This is a genomic window from Piscibacillus halophilus, from assembly GCF_900110685.1.
In the GTDB taxonomy this organism is placed as follows: Bacteria; Bacillota; Bacilli; order Bacillales; family Alkalibacillaceae; genus Piscibacillus; species Piscibacillus halophilus.
In genome coordinates, this window is record NZ_FOES01000014.1 from 1 (window position 1) to 19,667 (window position 19,667).

The following is a 19,667-nucleotide window of genomic DNA, read 5'->3' on the forward strand; positions in this document are numbered from 1 at the left end:
AGCATGAAGCCCCCCTCAAGATGAGATTTCCCATCGCTTCGAGCGAGTAAGATCCCTCAGAGACGATGAGGTTGATAGGTCCGAGGTGGAAGCGTGGTGACACGTGGAGCTGACGGATACTAATCGATCGAGGACTTAACTTCGATTGGAAAAGACGTAAACGACGCTTGGCGGTTCGTATTTAGTTTTGAAGGTTCTTCAACCTAAAAATATTAAATTTCACTTGCATTTTTTGGCGAAGGTGAATATAATATTATTTGTCTCGGAAATTACCGAGTTACATATAACAAACAAAATGTACGGTGGCGATGGCAGAGAGGCCACACCTGTTCCCATGCCGAACACAGAAGTTAAGCTCTCTAGCGCCGATGGTAATTGGGGTCTTTCCCCTGTGAGAGTAGGACGCTGCCGGGCATAATAATTTAATGTTAATTATTATGAATCATATAGTCAGGGCTCAGATATGAGCTTTCTGATAAAATCGTGGGGTGGAGCAGTCTGGTAGCTCGTCGGGCTCATAACCCGGAGGTCGCAGGTTCAAATCCTGTCCCCGCAACCAATTTATTTCACCGCAACTACGTCGAAATACTTCGTCGAAAGGTGATATATGGAGTACCCGGAAGGGTGCACCCCAATTAATTTACTATTACATAGATATTCGAATTTTAAATTTAAACTTTATATAAATCATCTAAAGAATGCAACCTCAATTGGTCCGGTAGTTCAGTTGGTTAGAATGCCTGCCTGTCACGCAGGAGGTCGCGGGTTCGAGTCCCGTCCGGACCGCCATGTTAGTAAATGTTTTTAGCCTTGTGTGGTTCGCAAGGCTTTTGTTATTTTTTAACCTATTATTTTCATCCCCCTCAACCCCTACAAAATTTTGTAGGGGTTGATTTTTATTTATGGACTTATATATTTCCTATTAGGATGAATTTTTGCTATGATAAGCTTGGAATCAATTAAAAGTAGGGGATTCAGATGGACGAGTTTAGCTTCATAAGAGCAATCCAACCTAAATATTATAAACACTCCTCCGTTATAAAAGGCATTGGGGATGATGGAGCTGTGATCCAACCTAGTTCTGGAACACAGCTTGTTATTGCAACAGATACAATGGTTGAAAACGTCCATTTTTCGTTAGAATATATGACATTTGAAGATGTTGGGTTTCGCGTACTAGCTGCAAACTTGAGTGATTTAGCCGCTATGGGAAGCCAGCCAGTCTATTATTTAGTTAATGTTTCAAGTCCTCATTCGATTAGTAACGATGAGTTAATCCGAATGATGAACGGGATGAAGGAACTTGCTGATCACTATCACATGGACTTAATTGGTGGTGATACAACATCTGGACAAGAATTAGTTATAACCGTAACGGTATTTGGTGAAGTACAGCCTAATAAAAAAAGATTAAGAAGTACAGCTCAGCCTAATGATATAGTGTTTGTTACTGGATATTTAGGTGAGTCTGGATATGGATATCAACTTATTCAAGATGGTTATGATGAGTCTAATCGTTACTTTCATCAAAGGCATAAGCGGCCAGAACCTAGGATAGACTTTGTAGAAGTAAATCAATCTATTCAGCGTTTATGTTTAAATGATGTTAGTGATGGAATTTCGTCTGAATTAAATGAGATTGTACAGGCATCTGGGGTATCTATTTTGATTAATTGGGATCGATTGCCGATCCACCCTAGCATGATTGAACTTGAACATAAACGATTGGAAAAGTTAGTATTATCGACAGGTGAGGACTTTGAATTAGTGGGAACATGCTCAAGATCAGATTGGGAACATGTTCAAACAAATTGTAAAAATAATGGTATTAACGTTACTAAAATTGGTGAAGTACTAGCTTATAAACATCAAAAACCTACCGTTTACATAGAAAAAAATCATGTCAAAAAACGATTAAATCAAAGCGGTTACCAGCATGGGAATGATAAAGGTGATTAAATGTATAGATTGAAAATGAATCATGAGCAGGAATCTCTTCAACTTGGCAAACAATTAGCGGAATATTTAACACCAGGTGATGTTATTACATTAGATGGAGATCTTGGTGCTGGAAAAACGACTTTTTCTAAAGGTTTGGCTAAAGGGTTAGGGGTTAAACGAACAGTTAATAGTCCGACATATACCATTGTTAAGGAATATCGTGGTCGAATTCCTTTTTATCATATGGATGTCTATCGATTAGAAGACCAAGATGAGGATATTGGTTTTGATGAATATTTTAATGGCGAAGGAGTTTCGGTTGTTGAATGGTCGAAGTTTATTGAAGACTTTTTGCCAAATGAACGATTAGAGATTCAAATTAATAAAATTGATGACCATCAACGAGAATTTATATTAAACCCAAAGGGAAATAGGTTTCAACAGATATGTGAGGAGCTTTTGAAAATATGAATGTATTATGTATCGATACATCCAATCAGCCAATGAGTATTGCTGTATATAAAGAAAATGAGTTGGCTGGTGAAATTACAATCAATATTAAAAGAAATCATTCTATCCAATTAATGCCAAATATTGAGCACTTGATGCAACAAGCTAATTTGAAACCTAAAGATTTAGATCAAATGGTAGTTGCGGATGGGCCAGGTTCATTTACAGGAATTAGAATCGGTATGACAACAGCCAAAACGATGGCGTGGACGCTAAATATTCCAATTAAAACAGTGTCGAGCTTGAAATTAATAGGAGCCTCCTTATTGTATCAAAATGGACTCGTCTGTCCATTTTTTGATGCGAGAAGGGGTAATGTTTATACAGGACTTTATAGAGTATTAGAAGGAGAAATAAATACTATTGAGGACGATTGTAATATCGATATGGCAAGTTGGTTAACTCAAGTAAAGGACATCGATGAGAAGATCTTTTTTATTAGCCCAAACGGAGAGAATTTTAAAGAACTCATTGAACAGGAATTGGGTGAGAAAGCCGTTTATGTTGAACAACCTTTTCAGCTCCCAAGAGCGAGCTTGTTATGGAAGATGAGTCAATCGAATGAAGAATCGCCTATTCACTTAGTGAAGCCAAATTATCATCGAAAGACTGAAGCAGAAAACAATTGGCTAAAACAAAATGGGGAAGGGTCTCATGATGAAAGAGGTTAAGCAGGAAACAAAGGTTCGTGAAATGCTTATTGAAGACCTTCCAAGTGTCATTGTGATTGAAAATGAATCCTTTAAGACACCTTGGAAAAAGCGTGACTTTTTACACGACCTATTAAAAAACACTTTCTCTCATTATTTAGTCATCGAAAAAGATAAAGAAGTTGTAGGTTATTGTGGAATCTGGATTGTATTAGAATCTGCTCAAATAACCAATATTGCTATTTCACCAAAAGAAAGAGGTCATCAGTTGGGGAAAAAGTTATTTAATGAGGTATTAAATCATGCGAGAGAGCAAGGTGCTACAGAGCTTACATTGGAAGTAAGAGAATCAAATGTGATTGCGCAAAATTTATATAAGCATTTTGGAATGAAAATTGTTGGAAAACGTGAAGGCTATTACCAAGATAATGGTGAAGATGCTTTAGTGATGTGGGTGAAATTATGAAAACGAATGAAATTATTTTAGCAATAGAAACGAGTTGCGATGAGACAGCAGCTGCAGTCGTCAAAGGTGGAACAGAACTGCTTTCAAATGTGGTGGCCACTCAAATGGATATTCATCAAAAATTTGGTGGAGTCGTTCCTGAAATTGCATCGCGTCACCATATTGAACAAATTACGTTAGTCATTGAACAAGCTTTAGATGAAGCTGGGATGACGATGGAGGACATTGATGCGGTTGCCGTTACAGAAGGACCAGGGCTTGTAGGTGCGCTTCTTATTGGGGTTAATGCTGCAAAGTCATTGGCATACGCGCATGATATACCGTTAATAGGTGTTCATCATATAGCAGGTCATATTTATGCGAATCGACTTGAACAAGAATTTCGATTCCCATTGTTATCGTTAGTTGTCTCGGGTGGCCATACGGAATTAATCTATATGAGAGATCATGGTGATTATGAAGTTATAGGTGAGACACGGGATGATGCAGCAGGTGAAGCATATGATAAGGTAGCTAAAGCATTAGCCCTTCCGTATCCAGGCGGACCTGTTATAGATCGGCTAGCACAAGATGGTGATGATCTATACAACTTTCCACGTGCATGGCTTGAGAAAGATTCATATGATTTTAGTTTTAGTGGCTTAAAAACAGCCGTTATTAATAAACTAAACCAATTAAAACAAAAAGATGAAGAGTATCGAATTGAGGATTTGGCAGCATCCTTTCAGAATAGTGTGATAGAAGTATTAGTTGAAAAAACGTATAAAGCTACGATGGATTTAGATGTTAAACAGTTAATAGTGGCAGGTGGTGTTTCGGCAAATAAGGGTTTAAGACAAGCTCTACAAGACCGATTTAAACATACAGATGTTGAACTCATGATCCCACCCTTGTATTTATGTACAGACAACGCCGCTATGATTGGTGCTGCAGCCTCCATAGAATATCATAAGCAACATTATAAGGATTTAAAGTTAAATGCAAATCCCGGCCTTATGTTAGGATAAAAAAAGTCCACAGACATTTAATTGTTCTGTGGACTTTTTCTATAGAATAGCTTTCCATCAATTATAGACAACGTGGATAAAATTTGTGGATAACCAACAAGCAACCTGTGAATAAAGTGGATAAGTCTGTTAATAACCGTAAATTCGACGGTGATTATGTGAATAACTTGTGGTTAATTAAGTTTTTCGATTTCTTGTTGAAGTTCTTCCCATTTCTCCATCAATTGTTCAATCGCTTCTTCATTTTCTTTAATGGTTTGATTAATGTCTTGTAATTTAGTGTAATCATTGACGTTCTCTGGATCATAAAGTTTAGGTTCTTGTTCTTCAATGGTTTGTTCGTGCTCAACAATTTGTTCTTCAATCGATTGTATTTGCCGTTCAATCTTACGCCGATCTCTTTGGATCTGTTTATTAGTTGGAACATTTGCTTGTTGAGATTGTCGTTTTTCTTCAATCTCGGCTTTTTTAATGGCTTCTAATTGAGACTCTTCCTCTAATTTTTCTAAATAGTAATCATAATCACCAATGAATAGGCGCGAGCCTTGGTTTGATAATTCCATAATATGAGTCGCAATTCGATTGATAAAATATCTGTCATGCGAAACAAAAATAATCGTGCCCGGAAAATCGGCTAAAGCAGCTTCCAAGACTTCTTTACTATCTAAATCTAAATGGTTCGTAGGCTCGTCCATGATGAGTACATTAGCTTTTTGGAGCATCAGTTTAGCTAGTAAGACTCTAGCCTTTTCACCACCACTTAACATCCCAATCGTTTTTAAAACATCATCACCTGTGAATAAGAAATTTCCTAAAACAGTGCGAACATCTTTTTCTGGCATCAACGGATATTCATCCCAAAGCTCTTGTAAAGTTGTTTTATGGGCATTTAACGTCGATTGTTCTTGATCATAATATCCAAATTCGACATTGGTTCCATACTGAATATCACCATTGACATGGTCCATTCGTTTTAAAATCGCTTTTAATAACGTCGACTTACCAATACCGTTAGGACCGACAATGGCTATACGGTCCCCGCGATTCACACGAAACGAAACGTCTTTAAAAACAGGTTCATCCAATTCACCATACTTGGCAGATAAATGATCCACTTTTAACACATCATTACCACTTTTTCGGGTAATCTCAAATGAAAACTTGGCAGAATGGTCATCTAATGAAGGACGATCCATTTTATCCATTTTTTCTAACTTCTTACGCCGAGATTTGGCTTGCTTACTCGTCGAATCACGGGCGATATTCTTTTGGATATAGACTTCCAGTTTCTTAATCTCCTCTTGTTGCTTTTCATAACGTTTCATTTCTAACTCGTAGTCTTCGGCTCGTTTCCTTAGGAAGTAACTATAGTTGCCGTGATACTTTTTAATCGATTGAAACGCAACGTCATAAACGATATTCACCGTTTCATCTAAGAAATAACGGTCGTGGGAAACAATGACCACAGCGCCAGGATAGCCTTTTAAATAGCCTTCTAACCAACGGAGTGTCTCAATGTCTAAATGGTTCGTAGGCTCATCAAGAATTAAAACATCCGGTTTTGAGAGTAAAAGTTTTCCTAACGCTAGCCTTGTTTTTTGTCCACCACTTAACTCCTGGATGGGGGTTTGAAAGTCAAAGTTTCCAAAGTTCAACCCATTTAGAACGGACTCAATATCAGCTTCATAATGAAAGCCACCACGCTGTTCAAAGTCATGTTGCTTTGAATCATATTGAGACAGAAGTTGTTGATACTTTCTTTCATCTTCTATAATTTTAGGGTCGGCCATTTGTTCTTCCATTTTTCTTAATTCTTTTTCCAACTGAATTAACGGTTCATACACCGTTAACATCTCATTCCAAATGGATTCTTCTGAATCTAAGCCTGTATGTTGATCAAGATAACCGACTGTCACGCCTTTAGGCTGAAAAATCTCCCCTTCATCATAAGGAATTTGTCCAGACATAATTTTTAATAAGGTTGATTTGCCTGCACCATTTCGCCCGACTATGGCAATCCGGTCATCATGATGTACTTCTAATTTAATTTTCGATAAAATAAGGTCAGCGCCAAAATATTTACTTATATTGTTTAATTGCATAACGATCATGTTCATTCACCTCAACGTGCACTAGTGTATCTATTTTATCACTAATAAGCAATGAACCATATCAAAGGAGATTATAAATATGTCTGAAGAGAAAATACCTCAAGCAACGGTTAAACGTCTACCTTTATACTATAGACACTTAAATTTGTTACACAACCAAGGGAAAACGCGTATTTCTTCAAGAGAATTAAGTGAATTGATTAAAGTCGATTCGGCTACGATCCGAAAAGACTTTTCTTATTTTGGAGAACTTGGGAGAAAAGGGTATGGGTATGACATTGCTCATCTCATCCAGTTCTTTAGAAAATTATTGGATCAAGACGAGATCGCTAGCGTTGCCTTAATCGGTGTTGGTAACCTGGGGACTGCCTTACTGCATTATAACTTTATGAAAAAAGGAAATACCCATATTGAATTGGCATTTGATACGAATGAAAGTAAAATTGGGACAACCATTGGTGAAGTACCTATTTATCACGTGGATGATTTAGAAAAAGAAATTAAACGCCGTGGTCTAAAAGTAGCTATTTTAACGGTGCCAGCAAGAGTTTCACAAGAAGTAACAGACAGACTCGTTGATTGTGGGATAGAAGGAATTCTAAATTTCACACCTTCTCGTTTAACGGTACCGAATCATGTGCGAGTTCATCACATTGACCTATCCATTGAGCTACAAACGTTAGTGTATTTTTTAAAACAAAGTTAAGATAGGTCTTTCTTTTTATTCCATTTAGAGGTAAAATAATTCGTATACCGAAATAAATACAAACATGTCGGAGGCAATCATGGGGAAACTAGACCAAAAGTGGCTTGTTGTTATATCTGTTATCACAGGTACATTCACAGTCATTTTGAATAATAGTATGCTTAATCCAGTATTACCGGAATTAATGAAAATATTCGATACAGATGCGGTTGGAGTCAGTTGGATTCTAACCATTTTTATGATTTCAATGGGGATGACGATGCCGGTGACAGGATTTTTAGGTGATCGGTATGGAAAGAAAAAGATTTATATCATCGGTCTTTCATTATTCGCATTTGGTTCATTATTAGGTGCAGTGTCTCAGTGGCTAAGCATGGTGATTGCTGCCAGAACGATTCAAGGGATTGCTGGCGGTCTCATGATGCCAAATGCGATGGCATTAATTTTCCAAGCGTTCCCTAGGAATGAGAGAGGGTATGCGGTTGGGATTTATGGGGTTTCAGCTATGGTCGCCCCAGCTATTGGACCGACGATTGGTGGAATTATCGCTGAAAATTTTGCATGGTACTTTTTATTCTTATTTAATTTACCATTCGCATTTTTAGGTATCTATTTCTCAACAAAATATCTGATCTCTACGAAGCCAGACCTCTCACGTGTCTTTGATTGGAAAGGTTTTGTTATTATAACAGCAGGTGTTGGTGCTGTTTTATACGTGTTAGGGCAAGGACGTAATTTTGAACATGCCTTAAGTTGGATGAACCTAGGGATCTTTATTATCGGTTTGATCTTAATTATTGTCTTCATAAAATATGAGCTAAAACTTGAATCACCCTTATTAGAGCTATCTGTTTTTAAAGTAAAAACTTATCGATATTCGATCATTGCGACATCAGCTGCTTCGATTGGGCTATTCGCCAATTTATTTTTACTACCTTATTTAGTGCAAGAAGCATTTGAATGGAGCTTGGTGAAAACAGGATTGTTATTCTTACCCAGTGCCTTAGCAAGTGGGGCCTTTATGACATTAGGAGGTCGAATATTAGATAGAAAGGGACCGAAACTAGTGGTTCCGACAGGTTTAATTATTTTAACGTTTGCAAGTCTTATGTTCGGATTTGTCGATTTAAGTACGTCTTATTGGATGTTATTAGCTATTAATATTATTCACGGTTTAGGTCTTGGATTTGGTAACATGCCAGCGACAACCGCAGGAATGAATGCGATCCCTGATCATTTAGTCGCTCAAGGTTCTGCCATGAATAACCTCATTCGTCAAATATCTTCATCTCTAGGAATCGTGATCTTCTCGGTTTATTATGAAATAAGAAGAGGGCAATATATGTTGTTTGATGAATTATCTGTCCAGGAGGCGACATTACAAGCAATCAATGAAGCATTTATTTTAGTGGCGATCATTGTTGCGATTAGTATTCCATTTGCTTATAAAATGAAAGGGATTCAAGAATTAGAAAAGGAATAATCCAAAATCGGATTATTCCTTTTTATTTAGATGACGCTTATATAGTAAATATCTAGCTAATATTCTAATGGCAACTCCAATATCAAAGGTTGCTACAATCGTGAAAATTAGTGTTGGAACGTTCCAAATCGTTTCATCAGCAAATTGTAGGGCTAAATAAACAAAGGCTAGTCCCATTAAAAAATACATTGTAGCTAGAAAAACGGGTGATACTCTCATGTATTATCCTCCAAATAAAATCATAGCTGCATTTTGATACTCTTCTAATTGTCGTTCTAATTCGTCAATATCAACAGATAGTTGTAGTAACACAACCGCTGTATTCATAGCCATGTGAACTAGTATAGGTACAAGGATACGTTTCGTTTTAACATACAAGTATGCAAAAACAATTCCCATAGCCACATAGGTTAAGATAAAAGCAAAGTCAAAATGTAAAATACTAAATACGACGGATGAGAGAATGGCAGCTAATAAGAAATTCATTCTCTTATACAATTGCCCAAAAATAATTTTTCTAAAGATAATTTCTTCTAATAATGGAGCAAACAAAATTGGAAGTATAATAAACCAAACGTTCGCTTCAATAATATCCATTATTAAGCCCGTATTCTCTGATGATTGTTCAACGTTAAAGACGTTGATGTTGATTAAGCCTGCAATATATTGAGCTAAGAAGGCTAGGAAAAATCCATAGAAAGCCCATTTAAACATATATCCATAATTCGGGCGATCTCGCATCTCGCTTCGTTCCATATCAGGTGCAAGCATTTTTAAAATAATAATAGTCCCTAATGCCATTCCAAAGATCGTTGAATAGACCATGGCATCGACATCAGATAATCCGAAATAATCTTCCCCAATAGGTCTTCCGATGGCCGGGAATACTTGTGCTGCAATGTATATAACAATGATCAACCAGTATCGTTTTGGCAAGTCAATCGTCCCCTTTAATGTGAAATCTTAAGTCTCTATAAGGTTTATTCTATACTAATCTAAAAAATGAAACAAAAATTTTAGTTTTTACTTGCAAAAGATTTTCAGATTCATTATTATAATAATTGGAATTAGCACTCACCAATGTTAAGTGCTAATAATCATCTTCAACATAAAATTGGAGGAGGTTTTTGACGTGTTAAAACCACTAGGTGATCGCGTAATCGTGGAAGTATTAGAACAGGAAGAAACAACATCAAGCGGAATTGTGTTACCTGATTCTGCTAAAGAAAAGCCTCAAGAAGGTAAAGTTGTAGCAGTAGGTTCAGGTCGTGTAACAGACAACGGAGAAAAAGTTGAACTAGAAGTTAAAGAAGGCGACCATGTTATCTACTCTAAATTTGCAGGTACAGAAGTAAAGCAAGATGGTAACGAATACTTAGTTTTACGCGAAAGCGACATTTTAGCAGTCGTTGAATAATTTAGATCAAACATAAGGAGGGCATTTTATTATGGCTAAAGAACTAAAATTTAGCGAAGAAGCTCGCCGTGCTATGCTTCGCGGTGTAGACACATTAGCTGATGCAGTAAAAGTAACTTTAGGACCAAAAGGACGTAACGTTGTATTAGATAAAAAATTCGGTTCACCATTAATCACGAATGATGGTGTGACTATTGCTAAAGAAATTGAACTTGAAAACAATTTCGAAAACATGGGTGCTCAACTTGTTTCAGAAGTTGCATCTAAAACAAACGACGTGGCAGGTGACGGTACAACAACAGCTACCGTACTAGCACAAGCCATGATCCGTGAAGGTCTTAAAAACGTAACTTCTGGTGCAAATCCAGTAGGCTTACGCCGTGGTATTGAGCAAGCAGTTGAAGTGGCTACTGAAGAACTACGCACAATCTCTAAACCAATCGAAGGTAAAGATTCAATTGCACAAGTTGCTTCAATCTCAGCTGCCGACAATGAAGTTGGCCAGTTAATCGCTGAAGCTATGGAGCGTGTTGGTAACGACGGTGTGATCACAATTGAAGAATCTAAAGGCTTCAACACTGAGCTAGAAGTTGTAGAAGGTATGCAGTTCGACCGTGGTTATGCTTCTCCATACATGGTTACTGACCAAGATAAAATGGAAGCTGTGTTAGAAGACCCTTATATCTTAATCACAGATAAGAAGATCTCTAACATTCAAGAAGTACTTCCTGTATTAGAGCAAGTTGTACAACAAAGTAAGCCAATCTTAATCATTTCTGAAGATGTTGAAGGTGAAGCACTTGCAACATTAGTTGTGAATAAGCTTCGTGGAACGTTTAATGCAGTAGCGGTTAAAGCTCCTGGATTTGGTGATCGTCGTAAAGCGATGCTTGAAGACATTGCAACTCTAACTGGTGCAGAAGTTATTACAGAAGACTTAGGCCTAGATCTTAAGAGCGCAACAATCAATCAATTAGGTCGCGCTTCTAAAGTTGTTGTAACGAAAGAAAATACAACAATCGTAGAAGGCGCTGGCGACTCTGAAAAGCTAGCTGCACGCGTAAACCAAATTCGTGCACAATTAGAAGAAACAACTTCCGACTTTGATAAAGAAAAACTACAAGAACGTCTAGCTAAATTAGCTGGCGGTGTAGCGGTAATCAAAGTAGGAGCAGCTACTGAAACTGAACTAAAAGAACGTAAGCTTCGTATCGAAGACGCCCTAAACTCTACTCGTGCAGCAGTAGAAGAAGGTATTGTTTCTGGTGGTGGAACAGCACTAGTAAACATTTACAAGAAAGTAGCTAGCCTAGATCTTGAAGGTGACGAAGCAACTGGTCAAAACATCGTACTTCGTGCATTAGAAGAACCAGTTCGTCAAATCGTTCAAAACGCTGGTTTAGACGGTTCTATTATCGTTGAACGTCTAAAACACGAAGAAGTAGGCGTTGGCTTCAACGCAGCATCTGGCGAGTGGGTAAACATGATCGACTCTGGTATCGTAGACCCTACAAAAGTTACTCGTTCAGCACTACAAAACGCAGCATCTGTTGCGGCAATGTTCCTAACGACTGAAGCAGTTGTAGCTGACCACCCAGATGAAAACGATGGTGGCGCCCCTGACATGGGCGGCATGGGCGGCGGCATGCCGGGCATGATGTAGTTATCTATACTAGTGACTTATTTAAAGGGATTTTATCGTTTGTTTGGTCATATAAGTAACATTTAAGTAACATTTTCTGATTTAGTGTCTCGAATTGTTACTAAATAGGAATAGACTTTTTAGTTTACAAATGAAACAAAGATGTTTATCATATGTATATAACCCAGTATTCCATTTCTACTCACTCTTGTGAGGGAAAAGAAGAAAAGCGGACTCGAATAATCGAGTCCGCTTTTCTCTATGCATAATAAGTAGTTGAGGTGAATTATGAAAGACTACAAGTATTTTCAATGGAGATTAAACAAGATGACTAAGGGTCAATAACGGGGCCGTCTTTATTTTACATAACGTAATTTAGACAGAGATATTATTTGGACTTTCTATTACTTCTTCGAATCGAATTTGGCAACATAACGTCAATCTCATTTTCTAAAGGTTTGCTCTTCTTCAGTTTTTAACGCTTTTTGGGCCTGGAGGGGCTTGTCAAGAAAAGTGTGTAAGTTATTCTAAATACTTTAATACACGTTCATTGAGGTGATCATGAATTAACAGCTGATTCATGACCATTGCCCATTGTTGAATATGTCCACCTTCCCACTTATTTTCAAGTTCTTTGGTTCGTAAATACAAAACTTTTAGAAGGGCGTTCTCGTTTAGGAATGCTCCTTTTTTGTCACTTTTCTAAAGCTGGAATGTATACTTTCTACGGCATTCGTAGTGTACATAATTTTGCGTATCGCACTTCCATAATCAAATAATTGTTCCACATGGGAGAAGTTTCGTTTCCAAACGTCAACCGCTCTAGGATAGGTAGCCCATTGTTGTTGAAAGGTTTCAAATGCACTATGACATGCTTTAAGGCTTGGTGCTGCGTAAACCTTTTTTAATGCAGCAGTAAAAGCTTTATAGTCTTTACTTAGAACATACTTAATCGAATTTCTAATGAGATGAACCATACAGCGTTGTACGACAACTTGTGGGAAAATGGCACGAGCTCCATCTTCTAATCCACTTACTCCATCCATAGAAATAAAGAAAATATCTTCTACACCACGAGCTTTTATTTCATCAAAGATCTGCATCCATTTATGCTTACTTTCTGTTTCATTTAACCATAGACCAAGAATGTCTTTCTTTCCTTCCATGGTGTAGCCTAACATGGTATACACAGCGTATTTCTTGGTTTCGTATTCATTACGTATCGTCGTATAAAGGCAATCTACAAACACAAAAGGATAACAGTTGCTTAAAGGACGACTTTGCCATTCTTCTAAATCAGGAAGCACTGTATCGGTAATATCGGATATCATCTCATGAGACACGGAGAAACCATAGATATCTTCGATAGTAGATGAAATATCTCGCTGAGACATTCCTCTTGCATACATGGAGGACTTTATCCTCGATGGCAGAAACATCTCTTTTACGCTTGGGAATGAGGTGTGGTTCAAATGAACCGTCACGATCACGAGGTACAGCAATATCCACTTCGCCAGCTGTCGTTTTGACTGTCTTTTTTCCGTACCCGTTCCGTCTATTGTTTGTTTCCTTTTCTTCTTTATCATTTGATTCATAGCCCAAATGATGATTCATTTCACCTTTTAACATCGATTCAAACATCGGTACGAATATGTCCTTTAATGCATGTTGCATATCTTTTACAGACTTTGGTTGATACTGTTCAATAATCTTGTTAGCTAATTCTACGGAGTTAGAATCTCTTTTGGGTTTGTCATTTAAAACACTCCTTTAGCTTTATAGTTATTATTCTACCAAATAAAAAACTGTGTGAGTAAGTAATCGTACGCATTTCTTACTCACACAGTTAATGTTACACTCCCGGCCTGGGCATAGCTTTTTGCATCGGTCCTAGGTGAATTACTGTACACCTCAGATGTTCTATCCTGTAACTCGTCACGTTTCTTGATTATGTCCTCCATTTCAAGTACCTCAAAGTCAGTGAGTAAAGAAACATATTCTTCTCTAATTTTCCATAGTAGGTCAGAAGCTTTTTGATGCTCCTGTACGGATTCAATTAGGTTGAAATTTTTAGCATATGTGTTTAAGATCAACAAAATTACAGAAAGAATCCCACCGACACTCCCAGAAGCTTTGTCAGAAGAAATAATTGTTACTAAGAAACTTCCACTTAAAAGTGCTGATAAGATAATTTGAGCGATTTTAATAAGATCATTTTTTCTTTTTAATCTATTAATAATTTTATTGTGACATGTTAGAGTATAGATAATTCTTCCATATGCTTCCCTTATTTGTGATTCTAATCTATATCCTTGACTAGCTTGGGAATTTCGTTCCATAGATTTCTCTCCATTTTTGTTTAGCTGTATATGGGTAACCATTAACTTCTTTATTAATAGCCTAATGAAGTATTGTAAGCTTGGTTTGCTTTATATTGAAAGTTTCCACTTTTCCATACATAGCGGTTGCTACCTGGTGCAAGCCAATATAATTTATTTGAATCTATTTCCTTCAAATACTTAAAAAAGTCTCTACTTAACCAATCATAATATACAAAAGATTTATCTTTATACTCCCAATTTTTTAAAAATATGTAGACAAGAGTATCAATTAAAATTCCACTCATGTTAACATTACATTTATATTTCCATGCTGATGCCATTCGAACAGTCTTTTAAGATTTTTATTTGTATCCCTATTCAGCTTATTAATTGAGGCATCTTTTTGCATTTCATCAGTTACATGTAAGTAGATCTGTCTGGTAGTCTGTTCATCTTGATGTCCTAATCGATGCATGATTATTTCAAGATTTACGCCTGCCTGTGCAAGTAAAGAAGTATGGGTATGTCTCAGTCTATGTGGGTTTAATGTTGTTTTCAGTCCAATTATTTTTAAGAGACGTTTCATTCTATCTCGAATTCTTTTTAAAGGTAGAGGATAACCGGGTTGTGAGGTGATATTTATAAAAATAAAATTCTCTCATGAAATGTATTTCAAAATGAGATTTAAACATATTGAAAAATTCCCTTTGTTTATTCAGTACGTTAATGACTGTATCATCGCAGTCAATTTTTCTCACAGATGATAGAGTTTTAGGAGTGCCTAATGAGTATTCAGCTGTGTTGTTGTTAGGATTATAATAAGTTTTAGTAATGGAGATTTGTTTAGATTTAAAATCTATGTCTGACCATTTTAGTGCACATAATTCTCCTATTCTCATTCCAGTGTATGCAAGTAAAGTGAATATTTCATAATTTTGATCTAATCTATTTTCGTTAGAAGTTTTTAAGAAATTCTTTAACTCATCTTTTTGTTACTTGTTCTAAATGATTGGAAGTAAAATCACTTCCATGATCTGTATAAAATTTTTCAGGAATACCACATATCTGCCAATCAGGGTTACTTTTTTTCCATATTGCTTGGTGTAAGACCAAAGATGTATGTATAGCAGAGGGGGCTTGAAAAGTTAAAAAATATCCAGCAACTGCGCGACTATAATCATCTAAAATAATTGTTAGCCAAGGTCTTTCTGGTTTTCCTTTTTCATTTAAAACAACTATATCTAAGGGGGTGTGATCAGCTTGCCAAATTTCATTAGGATAATTAGCTTCCCGTCATCTTTGTTTTTGAGAGGAGGAGTTTTCCTATACTTTCCTATTCGAAAAAATAATTTTTATCCTTTGTCTAAATTTATGTACTAACAATTAATGAGAGCTGCCATTAACGAACTAGGACAACATGGATAATCTGAGGTTCGTCTTAGTGTATTTGCAGGCAATTAAGCAAAATTAAACTTTATGAGAAAATGGGCTCCTTTATAAGAAGTGAATTTGCACTATATGGTGCAAAAACGGAATAAGTATAGCCTCCAAAACTCCATTATTGGGCCAATTTGTGGAATATGGCTTATGGGGCTGCTGAGCGTTGATGTTCAAGTAATTTGTCCCACTGATGTCCTCGCATTCTCTTTGAAACAACCTCCATCTTCTATTTGCATAATTGTATTCAAATTCCGCATATTACTAATAAGAAGTGGTGGTAAAAAGGGTGTGCATGGATGCGACTTAAAAGAAATAAATCCAAAAAGTCTTTGATAAATCAGGCAAATCTCTCTATAGAGAATATCAAAAGTCAATTAAATCATACCAGCGATTTAAAAGACCGTGAAATACATAGCAATAATCAAATCTATATAATCCTTTACATCAATTCATTAGTTGATCAGGAAAAGCTTGAATCAAAAATAATTAAACCGCTTACAAAAATGGAAAACAACAATATTTTAAATGAACTATATAGCCAGGAGATCAGCACTGCCAGAAGTAATAAAATAGCCATCAACGGATTATTAGACGGTTATTGTCTGCTAATAAAAAAAGGCAGGAATAGTGAAGGATTCCTGTTGAAAACGACCGCATCAACCGATAGAGAAGTTTCAGAGCCTAAAATAGAAAAAACAATCCTTGGGGCAAAAGTAGGTTTTGTTGAAAGCTTAGACAAAAACATTTTTTTACTCCGTACTGTAACAAAATCGCCCGATTTCACGGTAAAAACGTATACATTAGGTTCCTCAACAACAACGAATGTATCACTAATTTATTTGGATCATGTGACAGATCCGGAAATCATCAAAAAGGTTGAACAACGTATAAAAAGTATTACGCTTGATTCCATCCAATCAGCAGGAGATATTCAGGATTGCATTGAAGATCATACAGTTACTCCATTTCCTCAGCTTTTACTTACAGAACGGCCAGATCGAGCTTCAGCAAATTTAAAGGACGGAAGTGTTGCTTTAATTATAGATGGAAGTCCTACTGTAATTATATTGCCAGCAACATTTATGACGTTCTTTCAAACACCGGATGACTATATTACCCGTTGGTGGTTAGGTTCATTTTTTAGATTTATACGTTTATTCAGCTATATTATTGCACTTATTCTACCGGCATTATATATTGCTTTCGTTTCATTCCATTATGAAGTAATTCCTTTGGAGCTTGTTTATTCATTGCAGTCTTCGTTGAGCTACGTACCATTTCGGCCATTTATAGAGTTAATGATTATGCAGCTTTCCTTAGAGTTGCTTAGAGAAGCGTCCATTCGACTGCCACCTTCCGTCGCCGCAACTTTTGGGATCGTCGGAGGTCTAGTTGTAGGAACAGCAATGGTTGAGGCAGGAATTGTCTCCTATGGTGGGCTTATAGTTGTTGCAATAACATCAGTCTCATCATTTGTTCAGCCAAATCTAGAAATGAGCAGCTCGATTCGTATATTAGGATTTCCTTTAATGCTATTGGCAGCTACATTTGGCTTTTTTGGAATTGTCATTGGAGTGTTATGTGTGTTAATTCACTTGTCACGCCTTACTTCATTCGGTGTTCCATACTTTTCGCCTTTTGTTCCATTGAACATAAAGGATTTTAAAGATACTATCATTCGTGTTCCTTCTTGGATGATTTATAAACACTCTAAAAATTCACCTCATTATAAGCAAGAAAAACGATCAAGGAAGTGGAAACTAGATGAAAGTGAAGAGCCGTATTAGTTCTGAAAATTTATTTTTTGTGCTGGTGCAAACGATGATGGGTGTAGGCTTGTTAACATTACCTCATCAAACACATCACGCAGCAGGCAGTGACGGATGGATTTCCATTTTAATTACTGGATTTTTTATTCAACTAATTGTACTGCTTATCTGGTTACTTTGCATAAAGTTCCCCAATCTTACCTTATTTGATTTTTCTAAAGTAATTTTGGGGAAAATGCTTGGAACTGTATTAAATTTTATATATATTATTTACCTGCTGACAATGATTTGTTATATCTTCATTGTATATGCGGATATTTTGAAACGATGGATACTCCCTGAAACTCCAGTATGGGTATTATTTTTGATTGAATTCGTTCTACTTATTTATGGAAGTATTTGTAAGATAAAAAATATGATATCTTTATTATCTTTCCCATTCATATTCATCCTGTTTTTATTCTTCATTACGTTTTTTGTTTATGGTGATTCATCCATAGATGTTCGCTATCTTTTCCCTATTGGTTCCAGTGGTGGATGGAATATTCTTAAAAGTACAAGTGATTCAATGATACCCTTCATAGGGTTTGAAACATTACTTATTTATTTTGCTTTTATAAAGCAGTCTAAAACTATTTCAGCACTGAAAGGAGTTTTTTTAGCAGTATTATTTGTAACCATTTTTTTAACGTATATTGTGATTCTAAGTACCGTAATGCTTAGTCCTGAAGAAATAAAAATCACGCCGGAACCGGTTCTATATATACTAAGTGCAATGGAAATAAGGATTTTAAGCCGATTAGATTTAATATTTCTTTCTTTCTGGGGTCTGATAGTTTTTACTACTATTATCAGCTATTCCTTTTCAGTAAGTATGGGAATAAGTAAATTAATCCGTATCAAACATAATTTTGCTGTGATACTATCTGGAACATTCGTCCTTATCGTTTCGATAATATTTTATTATATGGAGATTACCTTACTTGAAAAATGGTTAAAGCATTTAAGTTTAATTTTCGGCATTATTATCCCTATCCTACTGCTTTTAATAACAATTATTTTTAAAAGAGAGGCGGCATCGACCTATGAGAAAAACTGAGATCTTTTTGATTTTCTTTATTCTTCCATTACTAGCTGGGTGCTGGGATGAAAGACTTCTAAAGAGTTCCCGTACTGTGTATTTATCAGGTTTTGACTTGAATGAGAATGGTGATTATCAAATAACTTCAATTATTAGAGATATGAATATTAGTGAGTCAAGTAGAGGGGAAATATCTATATCGAATGAACTGGTAACTGGAAAAGGAAGTTCGATAAAAGAGGCAAGCATGACGATTGATCGAAGCGTACCTGGTAATTATGATCCAGCAAAAGGAAGAGCATTGATCTTAGGAATCGACGTTGCAAAAGGTGATATTTATAATGTGCTGGATGCTGTTTATCGGGATCCAAGGGTGGATTTAAACGCCAAAATTGCTGTGACAGATAACAGTGCAAATGAGATAATTACCCATTTATCCGAAAATGAAGTTGAAAAAGGGGAATACCTGTACGAATTGATTCACAGCAGTGAAATGCATTCGAAGTTGCAGGAAATTACACTAAGATCGATTCGCACCTATTTGTTTGATGAAGGAAAAGATTTTATGCTCCCTTATCTGAGCAAGGACGAGGAAAATAATGAAGTTAAAATAAATGGTGCTGCTCTTTTTCATGACCACAGCTTTACCGGACAGTTTCTTTCCCCTGATGAAAGTACTTTGCTATTATTATTTATGGAAACACAATCCAAAAAAGCAATCTTAACAGAAAAGTTAGATAAAAAAGCTGACGAATCGGTCAGCTATAATGTAAAAAGCGTATCAAGAAAACTTAAGCTGGAAAAAGAAGAAAAGGTACATGCTGATATTATGCTGCAATTGGAAGTGGAGATTGTTGACTATCCTCCAAACCATTTAGATAAGCAGGAAATGATAAATTTTTTGGAAAACCGATTATCAGAGATTCTCACTGAAAAAGCGGATGCTCTGTTCAAAAAACTTGCAGCGAATCAAAGTGACGTACTTGGATTAGGCAGAGAACTCATTGCCTTTCATCCATCTATATGGAAAGAAATAAAGGGAGCAAATTATTATGAGCATATCCTTGTTAATCCAAAGGTAAAAGTCAATGTTAGAAGTAGTGGAATCATTTTGTGATCACTG

19 protein-coding genes, 2 tRNA genes, 2 rRNA genes and 3 pseudogenes are annotated in these 19,667 nt (G+C 36.3%); 16 read left to right on the forward strand and 10 right to left on the reverse strand.

The window, feature by feature from the left end:
- The 9 genes from BMY57_RS07985 to tsaD form a co-directional block, all read left to right on the forward strand.
- Positions 1–143 (forward strand): 23S ribosomal RNA (locus BMY57_RS07985); the annotation flags it as partial.
- 155 nt (positions 144–298) lie between these two features.
- Positions 299–414: ribosomal RNA gene (gene rrf, locus BMY57_RS07990) — 5S ribosomal RNA — on the forward strand.
- Between the two features lie 68 nt (positions 415–482).
- Positions 483–559, forward strand: a tRNA-Met gene (locus tag BMY57_RS07995).
- A gap of 153 nt (positions 560–712) precedes the next feature.
- A tRNA-Asp gene (locus tag BMY57_RS08000) sits at positions 713–789 on the forward strand.
- 189 nt (positions 790–978) lie between these two features.
- Positions 979–1,959: a thiamine-phosphate kinase gene (thiL, locus tag BMY57_RS08005; RefSeq protein WP_091773499.1), complete on the forward strand. Its 981-nt coding sequence runs from the start codon at positions 979–981 to the stop codon at positions 1,957–1,959.
- Positions 1,960–2,412 carry a tRNA (adenosine(37)-N6)-threonylcarbamoyltransferase complex ATPase subunit type 1 TsaE gene (gene tsaE, locus BMY57_RS08010; protein WP_091773500.1) on the forward strand — a complete coding sequence of 151 codons (453 nt, stop codon included), beginning with the start codon at positions 1,960–1,962 and terminating at the stop codon, positions 2,410–2,412.
- Positions 2,409–3,122 (forward strand): tRNA (adenosine(37)-N6)-threonylcarbamoyltransferase complex dimerization subunit type 1 TsaB, encoded by a 714-nt coding sequence (gene tsaB, locus BMY57_RS08015; RefSeq protein WP_091773501.1) that lies wholly within the window; start codon positions 2,409–2,411, stop codon positions 3,120–3,122. The genes tsaE and tsaB overlap by 4 nt, the downstream gene beginning before the upstream one ends.
- On the forward strand, positions 3,109–3,567 hold the full coding sequence (rimI, locus tag BMY57_RS08020) for a ribosomal protein S18-alanine N-acetyltransferase (RefSeq protein WP_091773545.1): 459 nt from the start codon (positions 3,109–3,111) through the stop codon (positions 3,565–3,567). Before tsaB ends, rimI begins: the two co-directional genes overlap by 14 nt.
- Positions 3,564–4,574, forward strand: a complete 1,011-nt coding sequence (tsaD, locus tag BMY57_RS08025) for a tRNA (adenosine(37)-N6)-threonylcarbamoyltransferase complex transferase subunit TsaD (protein ID WP_091773502.1) — start codon at positions 3,564–3,566, stop codon at positions 4,572–4,574. Before rimI ends, tsaD begins: the two co-directional genes overlap by 4 nt.
- Before the next feature lie 173 nt (positions 4,575–4,747).
- Here the strand turns inward: tsaD and BMY57_RS08030 are convergent, their stop codons facing one another.
- Positions 4,748–6,685 (reverse strand): ABC-F family ATP-binding cassette domain-containing protein, encoded by a 1,938-nt coding sequence (locus BMY57_RS08030; protein WP_091773503.1) that lies wholly within the window; start codon positions 6,683–6,685, stop codon positions 4,748–4,750.
- Positions 6,686–6,764: 79 nt separating this feature from the next.
- On the opposite strand from BMY57_RS08030, the gene BMY57_RS08035 reads away from it, so the two are divergent.
- Both BMY57_RS08035 and BMY57_RS08040 read left to right on the forward strand, forming a co-directional pair.
- A complete protein-coding gene (locus BMY57_RS08035) occupies positions 6,765–7,391 on the forward strand; it encodes a redox-sensing transcriptional repressor Rex (protein ID WP_091773504.1) in 627 nt (208 codons plus the stop codon).
- Positions 7,392–7,470: 79 nt separating this feature from the next.
- Positions 7,471–8,874: an MDR family MFS transporter gene (locus tag BMY57_RS08040; protein WP_091773505.1), complete on the forward strand. Its 1,404-nt coding sequence runs from the start codon at positions 7,471–7,473 to the stop codon at positions 8,872–8,874.
- A gap of 12 nt (positions 8,875–8,886) precedes the next feature.
- Here the strand turns inward: BMY57_RS08040 and BMY57_RS08045 are convergent, their stop codons facing one another.
- Positions 8,887–9,093, reverse strand: coding sequence for a YdiK family protein (locus BMY57_RS08045; RefSeq protein WP_091773506.1), 207 nt, complete (start codon positions 9,091–9,093; stop codon positions 8,887–8,889).
- Between the two features lie 3 nt (positions 9,094–9,096).
- Positions 9,097–9,810 (reverse strand): CPBP family intramembrane glutamic endopeptidase, encoded by a 714-nt coding sequence (locus tag BMY57_RS08050; RefSeq protein ID WP_091773507.1) that lies wholly within the window; start codon positions 9,808–9,810, stop codon positions 9,097–9,099.
- A 196-nt stretch (positions 9,811–10,006) separates the two neighbouring features.
- Here BMY57_RS08050 and groES point away from each other — a divergent pair, with 196 nt between their 5' ends.
- Together groES and groL are read left to right on the forward strand one after the other, a co-directional pair.
- Positions 10,007–10,291 (forward strand): co-chaperone GroES, encoded by a 285-nt coding sequence (gene groES, locus BMY57_RS08055; protein ID WP_091773508.1) that lies wholly within the window; start codon positions 10,007–10,009, stop codon positions 10,289–10,291.
- Positions 10,292–10,322: 31 nt separating this feature from the next.
- Entirely contained in the window at positions 10,323–11,954 is a 1,632-nt protein-coding gene (gene groL, locus BMY57_RS08060; protein ID WP_091773509.1) for a chaperonin GroEL, read from the forward strand.
- Between the two features lie 501 nt (positions 11,955–12,455).
- On the opposite strand, the gene BMY57_RS16470 is transcribed toward groL, so the two are convergent.
- From BMY57_RS16470 to BMY57_RS08085, 7 genes and pseudogenes are all read right to left on the reverse strand, one after another.
- Positions 12,456–12,584: a hypothetical protein gene (locus BMY57_RS16470; RefSeq protein ID WP_369678857.1), complete on the reverse strand. Its 129-nt coding sequence runs from the start codon at positions 12,582–12,584 to the stop codon at positions 12,456–12,458.
- 23 nt (positions 12,585–12,607) lie between these two features.
- Positions 12,608–13,607 (reverse strand): annotated as a pseudogene (locus BMY57_RS08065) (IS256 family transposase).
- Positions 13,608–13,771: 164 nt separating this feature from the next.
- The gene (locus tag BMY57_RS08070; RefSeq protein ID WP_143063801.1) at positions 13,772–14,272 is read right to left on the reverse strand and encodes an SLATT domain-containing protein; all 501 of its coding nucleotides are present in this window, start codon (positions 14,270–14,272) and stop codon (positions 13,772–13,774) included.
- A 53-nt stretch (positions 14,273–14,325) separates the two neighbouring features.
- Positions 14,326–14,595: a hypothetical protein gene (locus tag BMY57_RS16065; RefSeq protein ID WP_177176353.1), complete on the reverse strand. Its 270-nt coding sequence runs from the start codon at positions 14,593–14,595 to the stop codon at positions 14,326–14,328.
- The gene (locus BMY57_RS16475; protein WP_177176357.1) at positions 14,556–14,903 is read right to left on the reverse strand and encodes a tyrosine-type recombinase/integrase; all 348 of its coding nucleotides are present in this window, start codon (positions 14,901–14,903) and stop codon (positions 14,556–14,558) included. Before BMY57_RS16475 ends, BMY57_RS16065 begins: the two co-directional genes overlap by 40 nt.
- Positions 14,842–15,231 (reverse strand): annotated as a pseudogene (locus BMY57_RS16480) (site-specific integrase); the annotation flags it as partial. The gene BMY57_RS16475 and the pseudogene BMY57_RS16480, both read right to left, overlap by 62 nt.
- Before the next feature lie 16 nt (positions 15,232–15,247).
- A pseudogene (locus BMY57_RS08085) lies at positions 15,248–15,547 on the reverse strand (integrase catalytic domain-containing protein); the annotation flags it as partial.
- A gap of 443 nt (positions 15,548–15,990) precedes the next feature.
- Here BMY57_RS08085 and BMY57_RS08090 point away from each other — a divergent pair.
- The 3 genes from BMY57_RS08090 to BMY57_RS08100 are packed head-to-tail and all read left to right on the forward strand — an operon-like array spanning position 15,991 to position 19,661.
- Entirely contained in the window at positions 15,991–17,481 is a 1,491-nt protein-coding gene (locus BMY57_RS08090; protein ID WP_091773511.1) for a spore germination protein, read from the forward strand.
- Positions 17,459–18,562 (forward strand): GerAB/ArcD/ProY family transporter, encoded by a 1,104-nt coding sequence (locus BMY57_RS08095; protein ID WP_091773512.1) that lies wholly within the window; start codon positions 17,459–17,461, stop codon positions 18,560–18,562. Before BMY57_RS08090 ends, BMY57_RS08095 begins: the two co-directional genes overlap by 23 nt.
- The gene (locus tag BMY57_RS08100) at positions 18,549–19,661 is read left to right on the forward strand and encodes a Ger(x)C family spore germination protein (RefSeq protein ID WP_091773513.1); all 1,113 of its coding nucleotides are present in this window, start codon (positions 18,549–18,551) and stop codon (positions 19,659–19,661) included. Before BMY57_RS08095 ends, BMY57_RS08100 begins: the two co-directional genes overlap by 14 nt.
- Positions 19,662–19,667 lie beyond the last annotated feature (6 nt).

What these genes read in the sequence shown, in the direction of transcription:
- BMY57_RS16065 (WP_177176353.1), bottom strand. Translation starts at nt 14,595, where the DNA reads ATGGCATCAGCATGGAAATATAAATGTAATGTTAACATGAGTGGAATT.
- tsaB (WP_091773501.1), top strand. Translation starts at nt 2,409, where the DNA reads ATGAATGTATTATGTATCGATACATCCAATCAGCCAATGAGTATTGCT.
- BMY57_RS08030 (WP_091773503.1), bottom strand. Translation starts at nt 6,685, where the DNA reads ATGATCGTTATGCAATTAAACAATATAAGTAAATATTTTGGCGCTGAC.
- BMY57_RS08095 (WP_091773512.1), top strand. Translation starts at nt 17,459, where the DNA reads ATGAAAGTGAAGAGCCGTATTAGTTCTGAAAATTTATTTTTTGTGCTG.
- BMY57_RS08100 (WP_091773513.1), top strand. Translation starts at nt 18,549, where the DNA reads ATGAGAAAAACTGAGATCTTTTTGATTTTCTTTATTCTTCCATTACTA.
- tsaD (WP_091773502.1), top strand. Translation starts at nt 3,564, where the DNA reads ATGAAAACGAATGAAATTATTTTAGCAATAGAAACGAGTTGCGATGAG.
- BMY57_RS08040 (WP_091773505.1), top strand. Translation starts at nt 7,471, where the DNA reads ATGGGGAAACTAGACCAAAAGTGGCTTGTTGTTATATCTGTTATCACA.
- BMY57_RS08035 (WP_091773504.1), top strand. Translation starts at nt 6,765, where the DNA reads ATGTCTGAAGAGAAAATACCTCAAGCAACGGTTAAACGTCTACCTTTA.
- BMY57_RS08070 (WP_143063801.1), bottom strand. Translation starts at nt 14,272, where the DNA reads ATGGAACGAAATTCCCAAGCTAGTCAAGGATATAGATTAGAATCACAA.
- thiL (WP_091773499.1), top strand. Translation starts at nt 979, where the DNA reads ATGGACGAGTTTAGCTTCATAAGAGCAATCCAACCTAAATATTATAAA.
- groL (WP_091773509.1), top strand. Translation starts at nt 10,323, where the DNA reads ATGGCTAAAGAACTAAAATTTAGCGAAGAAGCTCGCCGTGCTATGCTT.
- BMY57_RS08045 (WP_091773506.1), bottom strand. Translation starts at nt 9,093, where the DNA reads ATGAGAGTATCACCCGTTTTTCTAGCTACAATGTATTTTTTAATGGGA.
- BMY57_RS08090 (WP_091773511.1), top strand. Translation starts at nt 15,991, where the DNA reads ATGCGACTTAAAAGAAATAAATCCAAAAAGTCTTTGATAAATCAGGCA.
- tsaE (WP_091773500.1), top strand. Translation starts at nt 1,960, where the DNA reads ATGTATAGATTGAAAATGAATCATGAGCAGGAATCTCTTCAACTTGGC.
- rimI (WP_091773545.1), top strand. Translation starts at nt 3,109, where the DNA reads ATGAAAGAGGTTAAGCAGGAAACAAAGGTTCGTGAAATGCTTATTGAA.